Source organism: Shewanella sp. 8A (genome assembly GCF_023475945.1).
Classification (GTDB): Bacteria; Pseudomonadota; Gammaproteobacteria; order Enterobacterales; family Shewanellaceae; genus Shewanella; species Shewanella xiamenensis.
Window position 1 is genome coordinate 289,681 of the sequence record NZ_JAMDJP010000001.1, and the last position, 12,778, is coordinate 302,458.

The window sequence follows — 12,778 nt, forward strand, 5'->3', positions numbered from 1 at the left end:
TATGTCCTAATGAGTTTTTGAGTCTACATTCCTATTTTTAATCAAGGATGGAGGTTGGATGTCAACAAATCGCGGTCTAATTGTCGGAACGATGGATCTCCCCGATGGTTTGCATTTGTCTTGGGCACAACTCGATAAAGAGTTTCGTGTTCAGAAAATGAGCCAAGCCTTTTATGAGCGCTGTAACCGCTCAGCAGCGCAAATCATTAATAAACCTATTTGCCAGTTATTCAGTGCTTTTGATACTGATTTATGTGCAGATATTGAGCATCGTAGCGGTGGCTATATAGGCTTCCAGTTACAGGACAATAATGGCGCAAATGTGCATTTCGCTTTGCATGCAGTTCCTGAAAATGGATGGTACTTGATCTTATCTGAGATAAATTTTAAAGATCCCAAAATTAAAGAATTGCACGTAGATTATCGCCGTGTAATCCAAGCGAGCGATGTTTGGTTGCAGCATATTGAAGAAGTGATTAGGTCTTCACCTGAGGATGTTTTCCGGGTTGCGGTAGCCAAATCTGTCGCACTCAGCAGTAGTCGGTATGGGTTTATTCTTTTACATAACGAAAAATCGAAATTGCTTAGCTTGGCGGCCAGAACCCAATATCCTCAATCTAAGATTGACCTTCCAGAAATTGTCGAAGAAGAGACTCAAGCTCCTGAAACTGAAAGTCTTGTCTGGCTTGAATGCGCTCAAAACTTTAAGCCTATCATTAAAAATAGCCTAGGTAGGCCCGTGAATGCTCAGGGAGTATTCGATAAATTACTGCTTGACGAACGCTTTTTAGCGGTGCCCATTTTATTTCGAAATCGGTTGATGGGAATTATTTGCGTCGTTGGGCGAAGTGACCCCTATAGTCGTCAAGATGCCCGCTCATTGCTCACTTTTGCGAGTATTTTATGGCATTCGATTGAGCTTCCCCGCAGTTTACGGGCAGTATCGCGGCAGTCGAAAATTATTAAGGCGCAAAAGGAGCAATTATCCCAATCGTTAACCCAGCTTATCAGCGCCATTTCCGAGGCATTAGAACTTAAGGATGCTTACACCGCGGGGCATCAAAAGTCGGTGGCCCAATTAAGCTACCTGATAGGTGAAAAGCTCGGGCTTGAGCCGCAGCGTTTAGAGGGGCTAAAAATCGGTGCACTGGTGCATGACATAGGAAAGCTTGCAATACCATCACAGATTTTGACTAAACCTTCAAAATTATCCAAAGAAGAATACGCCTTAATTCAAACTCATCCACAACATGGAGCGGAAATTGTAGAGGATGTCGAATTTCCCTGGCCGATTAAACAAATGATATTACAGCATCATGAGCGGCTTGATGGATCGGGTTATCCCTTGGGATTAAAGGACAAAGCGATTCTTTATGAGGCTAAAATTATTGCCGTTGCCGATGTTGCTGATTCAATCCTATCACACCGACCCTATCGTCCTTCATTGGGATTGGCGAAGATGACAGAAGTGCTTCGGGCGGGTAAAGGGACCTTATTTGATCCTGATATAGTTGAAACCTGTTTAGAGGTACTTATTAACCGTGAAATTAGTATTAGCGATCATATCGGTTCTGCCGCGCTAGACCCGGTAGTGACAGTCACTTTGGACCATGAGTTAGCCGACATTAAACGACTACTTGCTCACGCCCATGCTAAGGTGGCTGTTGTACAGGATGAAGAACATCACCTCATTGGCGTTATCACCCAAAGATTATTGGACTACTGGCTCAGCCCCCTCATAGGCAGTGCAGCCGAGCGAGAGCAGGATAGGGCTTTTTTGCGTAAAAAAGCTCATCAAATCATGGAGCATTCTGTTCCTTTAATTAGTGATGTGGCGACTTCAGAAGATGCGCTGCAGCAACTTAATGAGTCTGACTCTGAGTTTTTGGTGGTTGTGAATAAGGCGCAACATGCAATAGGCGTAATCGGCTGGCGTGCAATAGCGATGGCGAATAAGTTACGCCAGGATGTCGAGCGTTTAATTTAACGGAACTCAGTAGATAAAAAATGCCAAGCAGGCTGCTTGGCATTTTGTTATCCCGCAATGTAGCGAAACGATTAATCGACGATACGTAACAGTTCGTTGATCCCCACTTTGCCGCGGGTTTTTGCATCCACTTTCTTGACGATAATCGCAGCGTATAGGCTGTATTTGCCACATGCTGAGGGCAGGTTACCGGATACGACTACAGAGCCAGCTGGTACGCGGCCATAGTGGATTTCGCCCGTTTCACGGTCATAAATACGGGTACTTTGGCCGATATAAACGCCCATGGATATCACCGAGCCTTCTTCTACCACAACGCCTTCGACAATTTCAGAGCGTGCGCCGATAAAGCAGTTATCTTCGATAATAGTCGGGCCAGCTTGCAGCGGCTCCAATACGCCACCGATACCTACACCGCCGGATAAGTGTACGTTTTTACCAATTTGCGCGCATGAGCCAACGGTTGCCCAAGTGTCAACCATAGTGCCTTCGTCAACGTAGGCGCCAAGGTTGACGTAAGAGGGCATTAATACGGTGTTTTTACCGATGAACGAGCCTTTTCGAACAGTGGCTGAAGGCACCACGCGGATGGCTTCGGCTTTAAAGCGGGCCTCGTCATACTCGGCAAACTTTAACGGCACTTTGTCAAAATATTTGGTTTCGGCGCCATCGATAACGGCGTTATCAAAAATACGGAATGACAGTAACACCGCCTTTTTCAACCATTGATGAACATGCCATTGGCCGTCGATTTTTTCAGCGACGCGCAGTTCACCCTTGTCGAGCATATTGATGACATGTTGCACATCGTTACGCACGCTAGCGTCAACAGTGCTTGGTGTGATGTCGGCACGCGTTTCAAAAGCGGCCTCAATACGTTGGCGTAAAGCCTCCATTTACTTCTCCCGTTGTGGTTAATTGGTTGACTCTGAGTTGATGGCGCTCAGTGCGCTAATCAAGGCTTCCTTGAGCGTATGCTCTTGGGTTTCATTGAGTTGCAAGCCATCATTGGTTTGCAAAATAAAAAAGTCTTCCGCTCGCTCGCCGATGGTAGTGATCTTGGCGGAGAGCAACGTCGTGTTGCAGCGATAAAAAATATCGCCCACTTTAGCTAATAATCCCGGCGTATCCAAGGCAATGAGTTCCATCATACTTGTACCATGGCGGTTACTCTCAAGGAAACTCACCTGAGTGGGAACATTAAAAGGTTTCATCTTGCGCGACAGTTTTCTAAAGCGTGGCAGTTTAGGGTTATCACTGGCGAGCGCTTTTTCAAGGGCTTTACGGATACTTTGTATGCGCGAGAGTTGGCTGACGGGCTCGCCGTCTTGCTCGAGGATAACAAAGGTGTCTAGAGCGTAATTGTCCTTTGATGTCATGATGTTAGCGTCGTGGACGTTAATATTTTTATTATCAAGCACCGCCATTACGGTAGCAAATAACTTAGGTCTGTCCTGACAATAAACAAACAGCTCTGTGCCGCCGCGGGTCGTATGTTTTGAAACGAGCACTAAGGGCTCATCCAATTGCTTATGCTTGAGGATGGCCTCAGCATGCCAAGCGACTTGATTGGGCTGGTGGCGCAAAAAGTAGTCGGCCTTAAAGCGTTGCCAAAGGGTATCTAAATCTTTTTCTTTTATGCCGCGTCGCAGTAGTTCTTTTTTCGCCTTGGCTTGGTATTCGCGTACTCGGGCCCGAATATCAACGGGCTTTTCTTTGCCGCGAGCGAGCACCCTTTGGGTGGAAAAATATAAGTCGCGCAGCAGTGAGCCTTTCCAGTTATTCCAAGTCTTTTCGTTAGTGGCGCAGATATCGGCCACGGTTAAACAGTACAAATAACTTAAATGCACCGCATCGCGCACCTTGCTGGCAAAGTCGGCTACCACATCGGGGTCGGAAATATCGCGGCGCTGGGCCGTTACCGACATCACCAAGTGATTTTCAACTAACCAAGCGACTAGGCGGCCATCGTGGTCGTTCAAGCCATGAAGTTTACAGAAGGCGAGGGCATCGCTTGAGCCAAGCTTGCTGTGATCGCCGCCGCGGCCCTTGGCGATATCATGGAAAATCGCGCCGAGTACCAACAAACCTTTTTTCGGTAACTGATTGATAAGCACTGAGCCTAAAGGAAACTCTTCTTTCTGTTCTGGCTGCGAGAAGCGCTCGATATTGAGGAGCAATCTGTGGGTGTGTTCATCCACCGTATAGGCGTGGAACAGGTCAAACTGCATTTGGCCTTCGATATTGCGCCATGCGGGCAAATAGGCCGACAGCACCCCGTGTTTATGCATCAGCGATAAGGCTGCAATACCGCGTGGATGTTTTAAGATCTCCATAAAGGCTTGGCGGCACTGAGGATTTTCTTGCAAGGGTTGCTGCTGTGCTCGGCGAGCACGTCTCAGTGAGCGTAGGGTAGGCGCATAAATGCCTTTAATATTAGAGTTTTTCGCGACATGGACAAACAAACGTACAATTTCTTCACCGCTGTCGAATAAATCGTCACTTAGGGCCTCGATAAAGGCACCACGGCGCTGATAGTTATTGTCAATCGCTTGAATTTCTAAAGCTTTCGTTTGACCAAGAGTTGCCCGCTTAAACAGTTGCAGCAGCATTTCGTTGAGTTCCATCACGCGGCGCACCGTGCGATAGTAACGTTTCATCATCTGCTCAACAGCAAGTTGGGTCGCGTCTTCGTATCCCATCAACTCAGCCACTTGGCGCTGGACATCGAACAGCAGGCGGTTTTCATCACGCCCGACAGTCATGTGCAGGGCAAAACGCAACTTCCACAGAAAGTGCTGACACTCGAGCAGCTCTTCTAATTCGGCGGGTTCTAAAAATTCGTATTGCACCAGTTCTTCTAAGCGTGAGGCGCCAAAGTGGCGCATGGCAACCCAGGCGATGGTTTGAATGTCCCGAAGGCCACCAGGGCAACTTTTGATATTGGGCTCAAGATCGAAGGCACTCGCCTTGGCATGGCGGGCCGTTTGTTCATCGCGCTTAGCGATAAAGAACTGACTGGAGGTCCAAAAATCGCTTTGACGAATGGCATCGTAGAGCTGGTCAAACAGACTTTCAGGCCCTGAAAGCAAGCGCGCTTCAAGCAAATTAGTGGCGATGGTAATGTCGTCTCGCCCAAGGCGTAGCGTATCATCAAGGGTGCGGACGCTATGACCAATCTCAAGACTAGCATCCCACAAAAAGGCGATAAACTCGCTGAGCGCGGCTTCCGCTACCGCAGCTAACTCGCCCTCGAAGAGGAATAGCAAATCGACATCAGAGTGCGGATGTAACTCTCCGCGACCATAGCCACCAACGGCAATCAGGGCGATGGGGTATTGATCTAGGCCGTGTTGCAACCACGCCTGTTTTATAAGGGAGTCGACAAACTGACAGCGCTGAGTCACTAGCTCTTCAATCGGGGTTTTGGCTTTGAACCTTGCTAAAAGCGTTTGATTCTGTTCGATTAATGATTGTTTAGCTAGCAGCGCTGTATTCATCGAGTCCCTTGTTTGGATGCGTTAAAATATTTGCTACCCACCAAGTTCCAATATGACCTGGTGGATAGTTTAACAATTGTCATTAGTGATTTATGATCCGCGGAAAATCTTCCTCATCGCGCAGCGTCAGCACTTCAACACCGGTTTCGGTCACTAATAATGTGTGTTCCCACTGGGCTGAGTTTTTACCATCGGAAGTGGTCACCGTCCAATTATCATCGCGATCTAGCACAGTGGTGTGTCGACCCGCGTTGATCATCGGTTCAATGGTAAAGCACATACCTGGGCGTAAAATGGTGTTGTCACCATTACGGTAATGCATCACTTGGGGTTCTTCATGGAAACCCGAGCCAATACCGTGGCCACAATAATCTTGCACGATGGAATATTTCTCAAGGCCTGTTTTGCTGGCTTTGATGAATTTTTCAATAGTATTGCCGATTTCACCTAATTTTAATCCCGGACGCACTTTACGGATCGCAAGATAGAGACTTTCTTGGGCGATGCGGCACAGACGTTTGTCCTTAGGGCTGACTTCACCGATTAAGAACATTTTAGAGGTATCGCCATGGTAACCGTCTTTAATGACGGTGATATCAATATTGAGGATATCGCCATCCTTGAGAACGCGATCGCTCGGAATACCGTGGCAAATGACGTTGTTTAACGAAGTACAAATCGACTTAGGAAAACCATGGTAATTGAGCGGGGCAGAAATCGCGCCTTGCTCTTCGGTATATTTGGCGCTGATATCGTTTAATTCATTAGTGGTGACCCCCGCCTTAACATAAGGGGCGATCATTTCTAATACTTGTGCAGCCAGTTTACCTGCCGCGCGCATTTTCTCGATTTCTTCTGCTGTCTTAATGACTATACTCATTGCGTTTTCTCTTGTGTCTTCGGTGTCTATTGGCGCGATGAACCTAATGCAAAAATTTGTGCTTTAGGGCTATTTATGGTATAAAGCGCGCCGTTATGTTTAAGTCTTGATGAATTACCCAAGCTCAGCTTTATCTGCTTTTGGGCGATAGCAAAACTAAAGATGGCGGCCATTATACATGGCAATTTATCTAAATACTAAATCACACACGTGTCGACACATTCTTCGGGGTGCCCTCAGCTGTTAACTGCGGGGTCGAAGACATGGGATACGTGGAGGTCTAACCCCCTAAATTTTAAGGTAATAGAAATGACTACAGTTTCAATGCGCGATATGCTCCAGGCCGGTGTCCACTTCGGTCACCAAACCCGTTACTGGAACCCAAAAATGAAGCCATTCATTTTCGGTGCTCGCAACGGCGTTCACATCATCAACCTTGAGCATACTGTGCCAATGTTCAATGAAGCACTGGCTTTCATCAGCAACGTTGCTTCAAAGAAAGGTAAAGTATTATTCGTTGGTACTAAACGTGCTGCTGGCGAAGCGATCAAAGAAGCTGCTATTTCTTGTGATCAGTACTATGTTGATCACCGTTGGTTAGGCGGTATGCTGACTAACTGGAAAACCGTTCGTCAGTCAATCAAACGTCTGAAAGAACTGGAAAGCCAATCAGTAGATGGTACTTTCGACAAGCTGACCAAAAAAGAAGCGCTGATGCGTACTCGTGAGCTTGAAAAGCTGGAAAAATCTTTAGGCGGTATTAAGAACATGGGCGGCCTGCCAGACGTATTATTCGTTATCGGTGCTGACCACGAGCATATCGCTATTAAAGAAGCTAACAACCTGGGTATCCCTGTTGTTGCAGTTGTTGATACTAACTCTGCGCCAGATGGTGTTAACTACATCGTTCCTGGTAACGACGACGCGATGCGTGCTATTCGCCTGTACACTACTTCTGTTGCTGCAGCAGCTAACGCTGGCCGTGGTCAAGATTTAGCTGTTCAAGCTGAGCAAGACGGTTTCGTAGAAGCCGAATAATAATAAGGCGGGATGAGTTTCATCACCCTTATTAACCAAGATTTTGATTGGTTAACAGGGGCCATTCGGCCCCTGTTTTATATCTGCAAATTAGTCGATTTTTTAGAGAGGATTTAACAATGGCAATTTCTGCTGCCCAAGTTAAAGAACTGCGCGAGCGTACTGGCGCAGGCATGATGGATTGTAAAAAAGCGTTAGAAGAAACCAACGGCGACATGGAGTTAGCAATTGACAACATGCGTAAGTCTGGTGCTGCTAAAGCTGCTAAGAAAGCAGGTAACATCGCTGCTGACGGTACTATCCTGATCAAAAACGGTGAAGGTTTCGCAGTACTGTTAGAAGTAAACTGCCAAACTGACTTCGTTGCTAAAGATGCAAACTTCTTAGGTTTTGCTAACGCTGTTTTAGACGTTGCTGCAGCGTCTAAAGTGACTTTAGAAGACTTAAAAGCCCAATTCGAAGAAGCCCGTGTTGCGCTAGTTGCTAAAATCGGTGAAAACATCAACGTTCGTCGCGTTGAGTACATCGACGGCACTAAATTAGCTTCTTACCGTCACGGTGAGCGTATCGGTGTAGTGGTAACTGGTGATGCTGATGACGAAACTCTGAAGCACCTCGCAATGCACGTTGCCGCTTCTAAGCCAGAATACGTTAACCCAGAAGACGTTCCAGCTGACGTAGTCGCTCGTGAACAAGCTCTGCAAATCGAAATCTCTATGAATGAAGGCAAACCTGCTGAAATCGCAGAGAAAATGGTTGTTGGTCGTATGAAGAAGTTTACTGGTGAGATTTCTCTGACTGGTCAAGCTTACATCATGGAACCAAAGAAAACTGTTGGCGAATTCTTGAAAGAGAAAGGCGCGAAAGTCACTAACTTCATTCGTTTAGAAGTGGGTGAAGGTATTGAGAAGAAAGAAGAAGATTTCGCAGCTGAAGTTGCTGCTCAAATCGCTGCTTCTAAAAAGGCTTAATCGCCAACGCTAAATACCCCCAAGACCGCAGCAATGGCTGCGGTCTTGTTATGACCAGGATATAAAAATTATGAGCACCAATCCAAAACCTGCATTTAGACGCATTCTTCTAAAATTAAGTGGCGAAGCACTGATGGGCGACGAAGGCTTCGGCATCGATCCTAAAGTGTTAGATCGCATGGCTCAAGAAGTCAAAGAGCTAGTAGAGTTAGGCATTCAGGTGGGTGTGGTCATTGGTGGTGGTAATCTATTTCGCGGTGAAGGCTTAGCAAAAGCGGGCATGAATCGTGTGGTGGGCGATCACATGGGTATGCTGGCAACGGTTATGAACGGCTTGGCCATGCGTGATGCCCTGCACCGTGCCTATGTTAATGCTCGTCTGATGTCGGCTATCCCATTAAAAGGGGTGTGTGACGACTACAATTGGGCTGAGGCGATCAGCTTATTAAAATCAGGCCGTGTGGTGATTTTTGCTGCGGGTACTGGTAATCCATTCTGTACTACCGATTCTGCTGCTTGCTTGCGCGGCATTGAAATCGAAGCAGAAGTCGTGCTAAAAGGCACTAAAGTTGACGGCGTTTATTCTGACGACCCGATGAAAAATCCAGAAGCAGTGAAGTACGATGACTTAACGTACACTGAAGTACTGGATAAAGAATTAAAAGTAATGGACTTAGCAGCCTTTACTATGGCGCGTGACCATGACATGCCAATCCTAGTATTCAACATGAATAAACCTGGCGCCCTGCGCCGAGTGGTCATGGGTGAAGAAGAAGGCACAATGATCAAAGCGAAATAAGTTATTCAATGACCAAGAAGGACATTTAACGTGATTGCAGATATTAAAAAAGATGCTCAAGAGCGCATGGGTAAATGCGTTGACGCGACCAAAAACCAAATGGCTAAAGTACGTACTGGTCGTGCACACCCAAGCTTACTGGACTCAATCCAAGTATCTTACTATGGCACTATGACACCACTGAACCAAGTGGCGAACGTGGGTGTTGAAGATGCACGTACTCTGTCAGTAACCGTATTTGACCGTAGTGCAATCCAAGCGGTTGAGAAAGCGATCATGAGCTCTGATTTAGGTTTGAACCCTATGTCAGCGGGGGCAACCTTACGCATTCCATTACCCGCACTGACGGAAGAGCGTCGTAAAGACTTTATCAAAGTAGTACGTGCTGAGGCCGAAGGTGGTCGTGTGGCGATTCGTAACGTACGTCGCGATGCGATTTCTGATGTGAAGAAACTCGAAAAAGCTAAAGAATGCACTGAAGATGATGTTCGCCGCTTCGAAGAGGAAGTACAAAAGTTCACCGATGCTCACATTAAGAAGGTCGATGAGATTTTAGCGGCCAAAGAAATTGAGTTGATGGAAGTCTAATCTCAGGCGCTATAAGCTAGAGTTGCTACGCCGTGTAGGGGTATACTACACGGCGTTTGTCTATTTTAAAGGGTTGTATTAGATGTCATCCACAGTGGAATTTGATCCGCAATCTAGGCCGACTGAGGCGGATGCTTGTGCTCAGACAAGCTTACCGGAGATATTACCCGAACTCGTTAAACAGTCATTACCTAAGCATGTTGCGATTATTATGGATGGTAATGGACGTTGGGCCCAAATCCAGGGCAAGCCACGAGTGATGGGGCATAAGGCTGGGGTTAAAGCGGTGAGACGTGCGGTGAGCGCGGCCAGCCAGTTAGGGATACAATCGCTGACGCTATTTGCGTTTTCTAGCGAAAATTGGCGTAGACCCGATAAAGAAGTCAGCTTATTGATGGAACTGTTTTTTACCGTATTGCAGCGGGAAATTAAGTTACTCGATAAAAACCAGGTCAAATTGAATATCATCGGCGATATCAGTCGCTTTTCTGCGCGTTTACAAAAGCAAATTCGTGCCGCAGAAGCGAAAACTGCGAGCAATACGGGATTGATATTGAATGTGGCGGCCAATTACGGCGGTCGTTGGGACATACTGCAAGCTGCGCAAAAGTTAGCTGAAAAGGTTGAAACTGGCGAAATGACCAGCAGTCAGTTCACCGAAGAAGCCTTGAGTGAACATTTGTGCATGCAAAATCAGAGTGAAGTTGATTTAATGATCCGTACGGGTGGGGATTACCGGATCAGCAATTTTGTACTCTGGCAGGCTGCCTATGCTGAGTTGGTGTTTTTGGACACCCTTTGGCCTGATTTTGATGAACAGGCTTTTCATGAAGCGATTGCCACGTTTGCCAGTCGCCAGCGCCGTTTTGGTTTGACCGGAAGTCAAATTGATGAGATGCGCGCATTGTAAAACGTCATGAGGGATTTTTTTTGCTAAAACAACGTATAATAACAGCAATTTGGTTGATTCCATTAGTTTTGGGAGCAATCTATTTACTCCCCGTTGAGTACTTTGCTTGGGCCTTGATCGCCGTGTTTCTGATCGCCGCTAAGGAGTGGGGCAGGATCATCGATAGTCAATGTGATGTCACCCAATGGAGTTTTACTTGTACGGTCGGTATTTTACTGATCGCTCTTAATTTAATTGTTCCCGCCGACACCATTTGGCTTCGGGGGCAAATTCATCCCATTTATCTTGCCGTGGTTACCATAGGTACTTTGTGGTGGATGGTGTCACTGCTGCTGGTGGTCACTTATCCTAAAAGCGCCAAATTGTGGCAAAAGAGTCCGATGCTAAAGTCCATGTTTGGACAATTGACTTTAGTACCTTGTTTTGTGGCACTGATTGCCCTTAAATCGATTAGTTCGCAAATATCGCCTTACTATGGGGCATCGCTAGTATTATTGGTGATGTTGATCGTTTGGGCTGCGGATTCTGGGGCGTATTTTGTGGGCAAAGCTGTCGGTAAAACTAAGCTTATGCCCGCAGTTAGCCCAGCTAAAACCTTAGAGGGTTTGCTCGGTGGTTTAGTCACTACACTAATTGTTGTTGCGGGTGTTATGTATATATCCCCTGAGCAGGAGTTAGGCTTAGTGGTTGCGGTGACCATTTTTGTAGCATTGATTTCTGCCCTTGGCGATTTATCCGAGAGTATGTTTAAACGCGCTGCGTGCATTAAAGATTCGGGCACGATTTTGCCTGGACATGGCGGCGTGCTCGACCGCATCGACAGCCTGACAGCAGCCTTGCCGGTGTTTACCCTAATCTACATTGCATTTTGGATGTAACGCTATGCAAAATATGGTGATTTTGGGTGCGACAGGCTCTATTGGTGCCAGTACCTTAAGTGTGATTTCGGCCAACCCTTCAGCCTATCGAGTGTATGCTTTAGTGGCGAATGCGAGTGTCGACAAGATGCTCGCCCTGTGTTTAGCCCATCGCCCGCAGGTCGCCCATATGGTCGACCCCAATGCTGCATTAGCACTCAAGACGCAATTACCCGCGGCGCTTAATATCCAAGTCACAAGTGGCGAGGATGAGCTTATTGCCTTAGTCACTTCCTCAGTGGTTGATACCGTGATGGCTGCGATTGTCGGCGCGGCGGGTTTAGTCCCGACGCTGGCGGCGGTGAAGGCGGGTAAGCGGGTATTGCTCGCCAATAAAGAGGCGCTGGTGATGTCCGGCGAGCTGTTTATTGAGGCAACGAAACGCTCTGGCGCCACGTTGTTGCCGGTTGACAGTGAACACAATGCGATTTTCCAATGCTTACCCGAAGAAGTGCAGGCTAATTTAGGGCGCTGTGATTTAGCGGCGTCAGGTATTTCCCATATTTTGCTCACCGGTTCTGGTGGTCCATTTTTAACCGCCGAGCTGTCAAGTCTTGCGGCAATGACGCCAGCACAGGCTTGCAAACATCCAAATTGGTCAATGGGGCCGAAAATTTCGGTCGACTCCGCCACTATGATGAATAAGGGCTTGGAGTTTATCGAAGCACGCTGGTTGTTCAATACCCAGAAAGATCAACTAAAGGTGGTTATTCATCCGCAAAGTGTTATTCATTCTATGGTGCAATACCGCGATGGCAGTGTGATCGCGCAGATGGGTAACCCGGATATGCGTACACCGATTGCGCATTGTATGTCCTATCCGCAAAGAATTCGCTCCGGTGTTGAACCTTTGGATTTTTTCAAAGTCGGACAGTTAAGCTTTTGTGAGCCAGACTTTAATCGCTTCCCCTGTTTGGCTTTAGCTATTGCCGCTTGTGCCCAAGGGCAAGAAGCGACTACGGTACTCAATGCGGCCAATGAAATCGCCGTGGAGGCGTTTTTACAAGGCAAGATTGGGTTTACCCATATCGCCAAGGTGAACGAAGCCTGTTTATCGTCGGTGCCTAAACGGGCGATGACCAGCATCGAAGATATCATTGCCCTCGATGCACAAACACGGATATATGCCCGTGAATTACTAGCGAAATTTGCTTAGGCCTCTTGTTGACGAGGCTTGAGTGGATTTAC

General features: G+C 47.1%; 11 protein-coding genes. 8 read left to right on the top strand and 3 right to left on the bottom strand.

The genetic code is table 11. The annotated features are described in order from the left end of the window. The first annotated feature begins 58 nt into the window (after positions 1 to 58). Positions 59 to 1,987, top strand: a complete 1,929-nt coding sequence (locus tag M0413_RS01240; RefSeq protein ID WP_249552877.1) for an HD domain-containing phosphohydrolase — start codon at positions 59 to 61, stop codon at positions 1,985 to 1,987. 71 nt (positions 1,988 to 2,058) lie between these two features. On the opposite strand, the gene dapD is transcribed toward M0413_RS01240, so the two are convergent. The 3 genes from dapD to map all read right to left on the bottom strand — a co-directional run bounded on the left by dapD (position 2,059) and on the right by map (position 6,367). Next, positions 2,059 to 2,883, bottom strand: coding sequence for a 2,3,4,5-tetrahydropyridine-2,6-dicarboxylate N-succinyltransferase (gene dapD / locus M0413_RS01245; protein WP_055648601.1), 825 nt, complete (start codon positions 2,881 to 2,883; stop codon positions 2,059 to 2,061). Positions 2,884 to 2,901: 18 nt separating this feature from the next. After that, a complete protein-coding gene (gene glnD, locus M0413_RS01250; protein WP_055648600.1) occupies positions 2,902 to 5,487 on the bottom strand; it encodes a bifunctional uridylyltransferase/uridylyl-removing protein GlnD in 2,586 nt (861 codons plus the stop codon). Positions 5,488 to 5,569: 82 nt separating this feature from the next. Next, entirely contained in the window at positions 5,570 to 6,367 is a 798-nt protein-coding gene (gene map, locus M0413_RS01255; protein ID WP_249552879.1) for a type I methionyl aminopeptidase, read from the bottom strand. Between the two features lie 309 nt (positions 6,368 to 6,676). Between map and rpsB the strand changes: the two genes are divergently transcribed. The 7 genes from rpsB to ispC all read left to right on the top strand — a co-directional run bounded on the left by rpsB (position 6,677) and on the right by ispC (position 12,746). Then, positions 6,677 to 7,405 (top strand): 30S ribosomal protein S2, encoded by a 729-nt coding sequence (gene rpsB, locus M0413_RS01260; RefSeq protein WP_011071784.1) that lies wholly within the window; start codon positions 6,677 to 6,679, stop codon positions 7,403 to 7,405. Between the two features lie 119 nt (positions 7,406 to 7,524). Then, positions 7,525 to 8,376: a translation elongation factor Ts gene (tsf, locus tag M0413_RS01265; protein WP_037429566.1), complete on the top strand. Its 852-nt coding sequence runs from the start codon at positions 7,525 to 7,527 to the stop codon at positions 8,374 to 8,376. A 70-nt stretch (positions 8,377 to 8,446) separates the two neighbouring features. Further along, positions 8,447 to 9,175 carry a UMP kinase gene (pyrH, locus tag M0413_RS01270; protein WP_037416734.1) on the top strand — a complete coding sequence of 243 codons (729 nt, stop codon included), beginning with the start codon at positions 8,447 to 8,449 and terminating at the stop codon, positions 9,173 to 9,175. A 30-nt stretch (positions 9,176 to 9,205) separates the two neighbouring features. Beyond that, entirely contained in the window at positions 9,206 to 9,763 is a 558-nt protein-coding gene (frr, locus tag M0413_RS01275) for a ribosome recycling factor (RefSeq protein ID WP_037416738.1), read from the top strand. An 82-nt stretch (positions 9,764 to 9,845) separates the two neighbouring features. Next, entirely contained in the window at positions 9,846 to 10,673 is an 828-nt protein-coding gene (gene uppS / locus M0413_RS01280) for a polyprenyl diphosphate synthase (protein ID WP_037416741.1), read from the top strand. A gap of 20 nt (positions 10,674 to 10,693) precedes the next feature. Continuing rightward, positions 10,694 to 11,551 (top strand): phosphatidate cytidylyltransferase, encoded by an 858-nt coding sequence (locus tag M0413_RS01285; protein WP_037416744.1) that lies wholly within the window; start codon positions 10,694 to 10,696, stop codon positions 11,549 to 11,551. Positions 11,552 to 11,555: 4 nt separating this feature from the next. Further along, positions 11,556 to 12,746: a 1-deoxy-D-xylulose-5-phosphate reductoisomerase gene (gene ispC / locus M0413_RS01290; RefSeq protein ID WP_037429564.1), complete on the top strand. Its 1,191-nt coding sequence runs from the start codon at positions 11,556 to 11,558 to the stop codon at positions 12,744 to 12,746. Positions 12,747 to 12,778: the final 32 nt, after the last annotated feature.

Bases quoted from the DNA above. Each gene is read 5' to 3' on its own strand.
- M0413_RS01240 (WP_249552877.1), top strand. From the start codon at position 59: ATGTCAACAAATCGCGGTCTAATTGTCGGAACGATGGATCTCCCCGAT.
- dapD (WP_055648601.1), bottom strand. From the start codon at position 2,883: ATGGAGGCTTTACGCCAACGTATTGAGGCCGCTTTTGAAACGCGTGCC.
- glnD (WP_055648600.1), bottom strand. From the start codon at position 5,487: ATGAATACAGCGCTGCTAGCTAAACAATCATTAATCGAACAGAATCAA.
- map (WP_249552879.1), bottom strand. From the start codon at position 6,367: ATGAGTATAGTCATTAAGACAGCAGAAGAAATCGAGAAAATGCGCGCG.
- rpsB (WP_011071784.1), top strand. From the start codon at position 6,677: ATGACTACAGTTTCAATGCGCGATATGCTCCAGGCCGGTGTCCACTTC.
- tsf (WP_037429566.1), top strand. From the start codon at position 7,525: ATGGCAATTTCTGCTGCCCAAGTTAAAGAACTGCGCGAGCGTACTGGC.
- pyrH (WP_037416734.1), top strand. From the start codon at position 8,447: ATGAGCACCAATCCAAAACCTGCATTTAGACGCATTCTTCTAAAATTA.
- uppS (WP_037416741.1), top strand. From the start codon at position 9,846: ATGTCATCCACAGTGGAATTTGATCCGCAATCTAGGCCGACTGAGGCG.
- ispC (WP_037429564.1), top strand. From the start codon at position 11,556: ATGCAAAATATGGTGATTTTGGGTGCGACAGGCTCTATTGGTGCCAGT.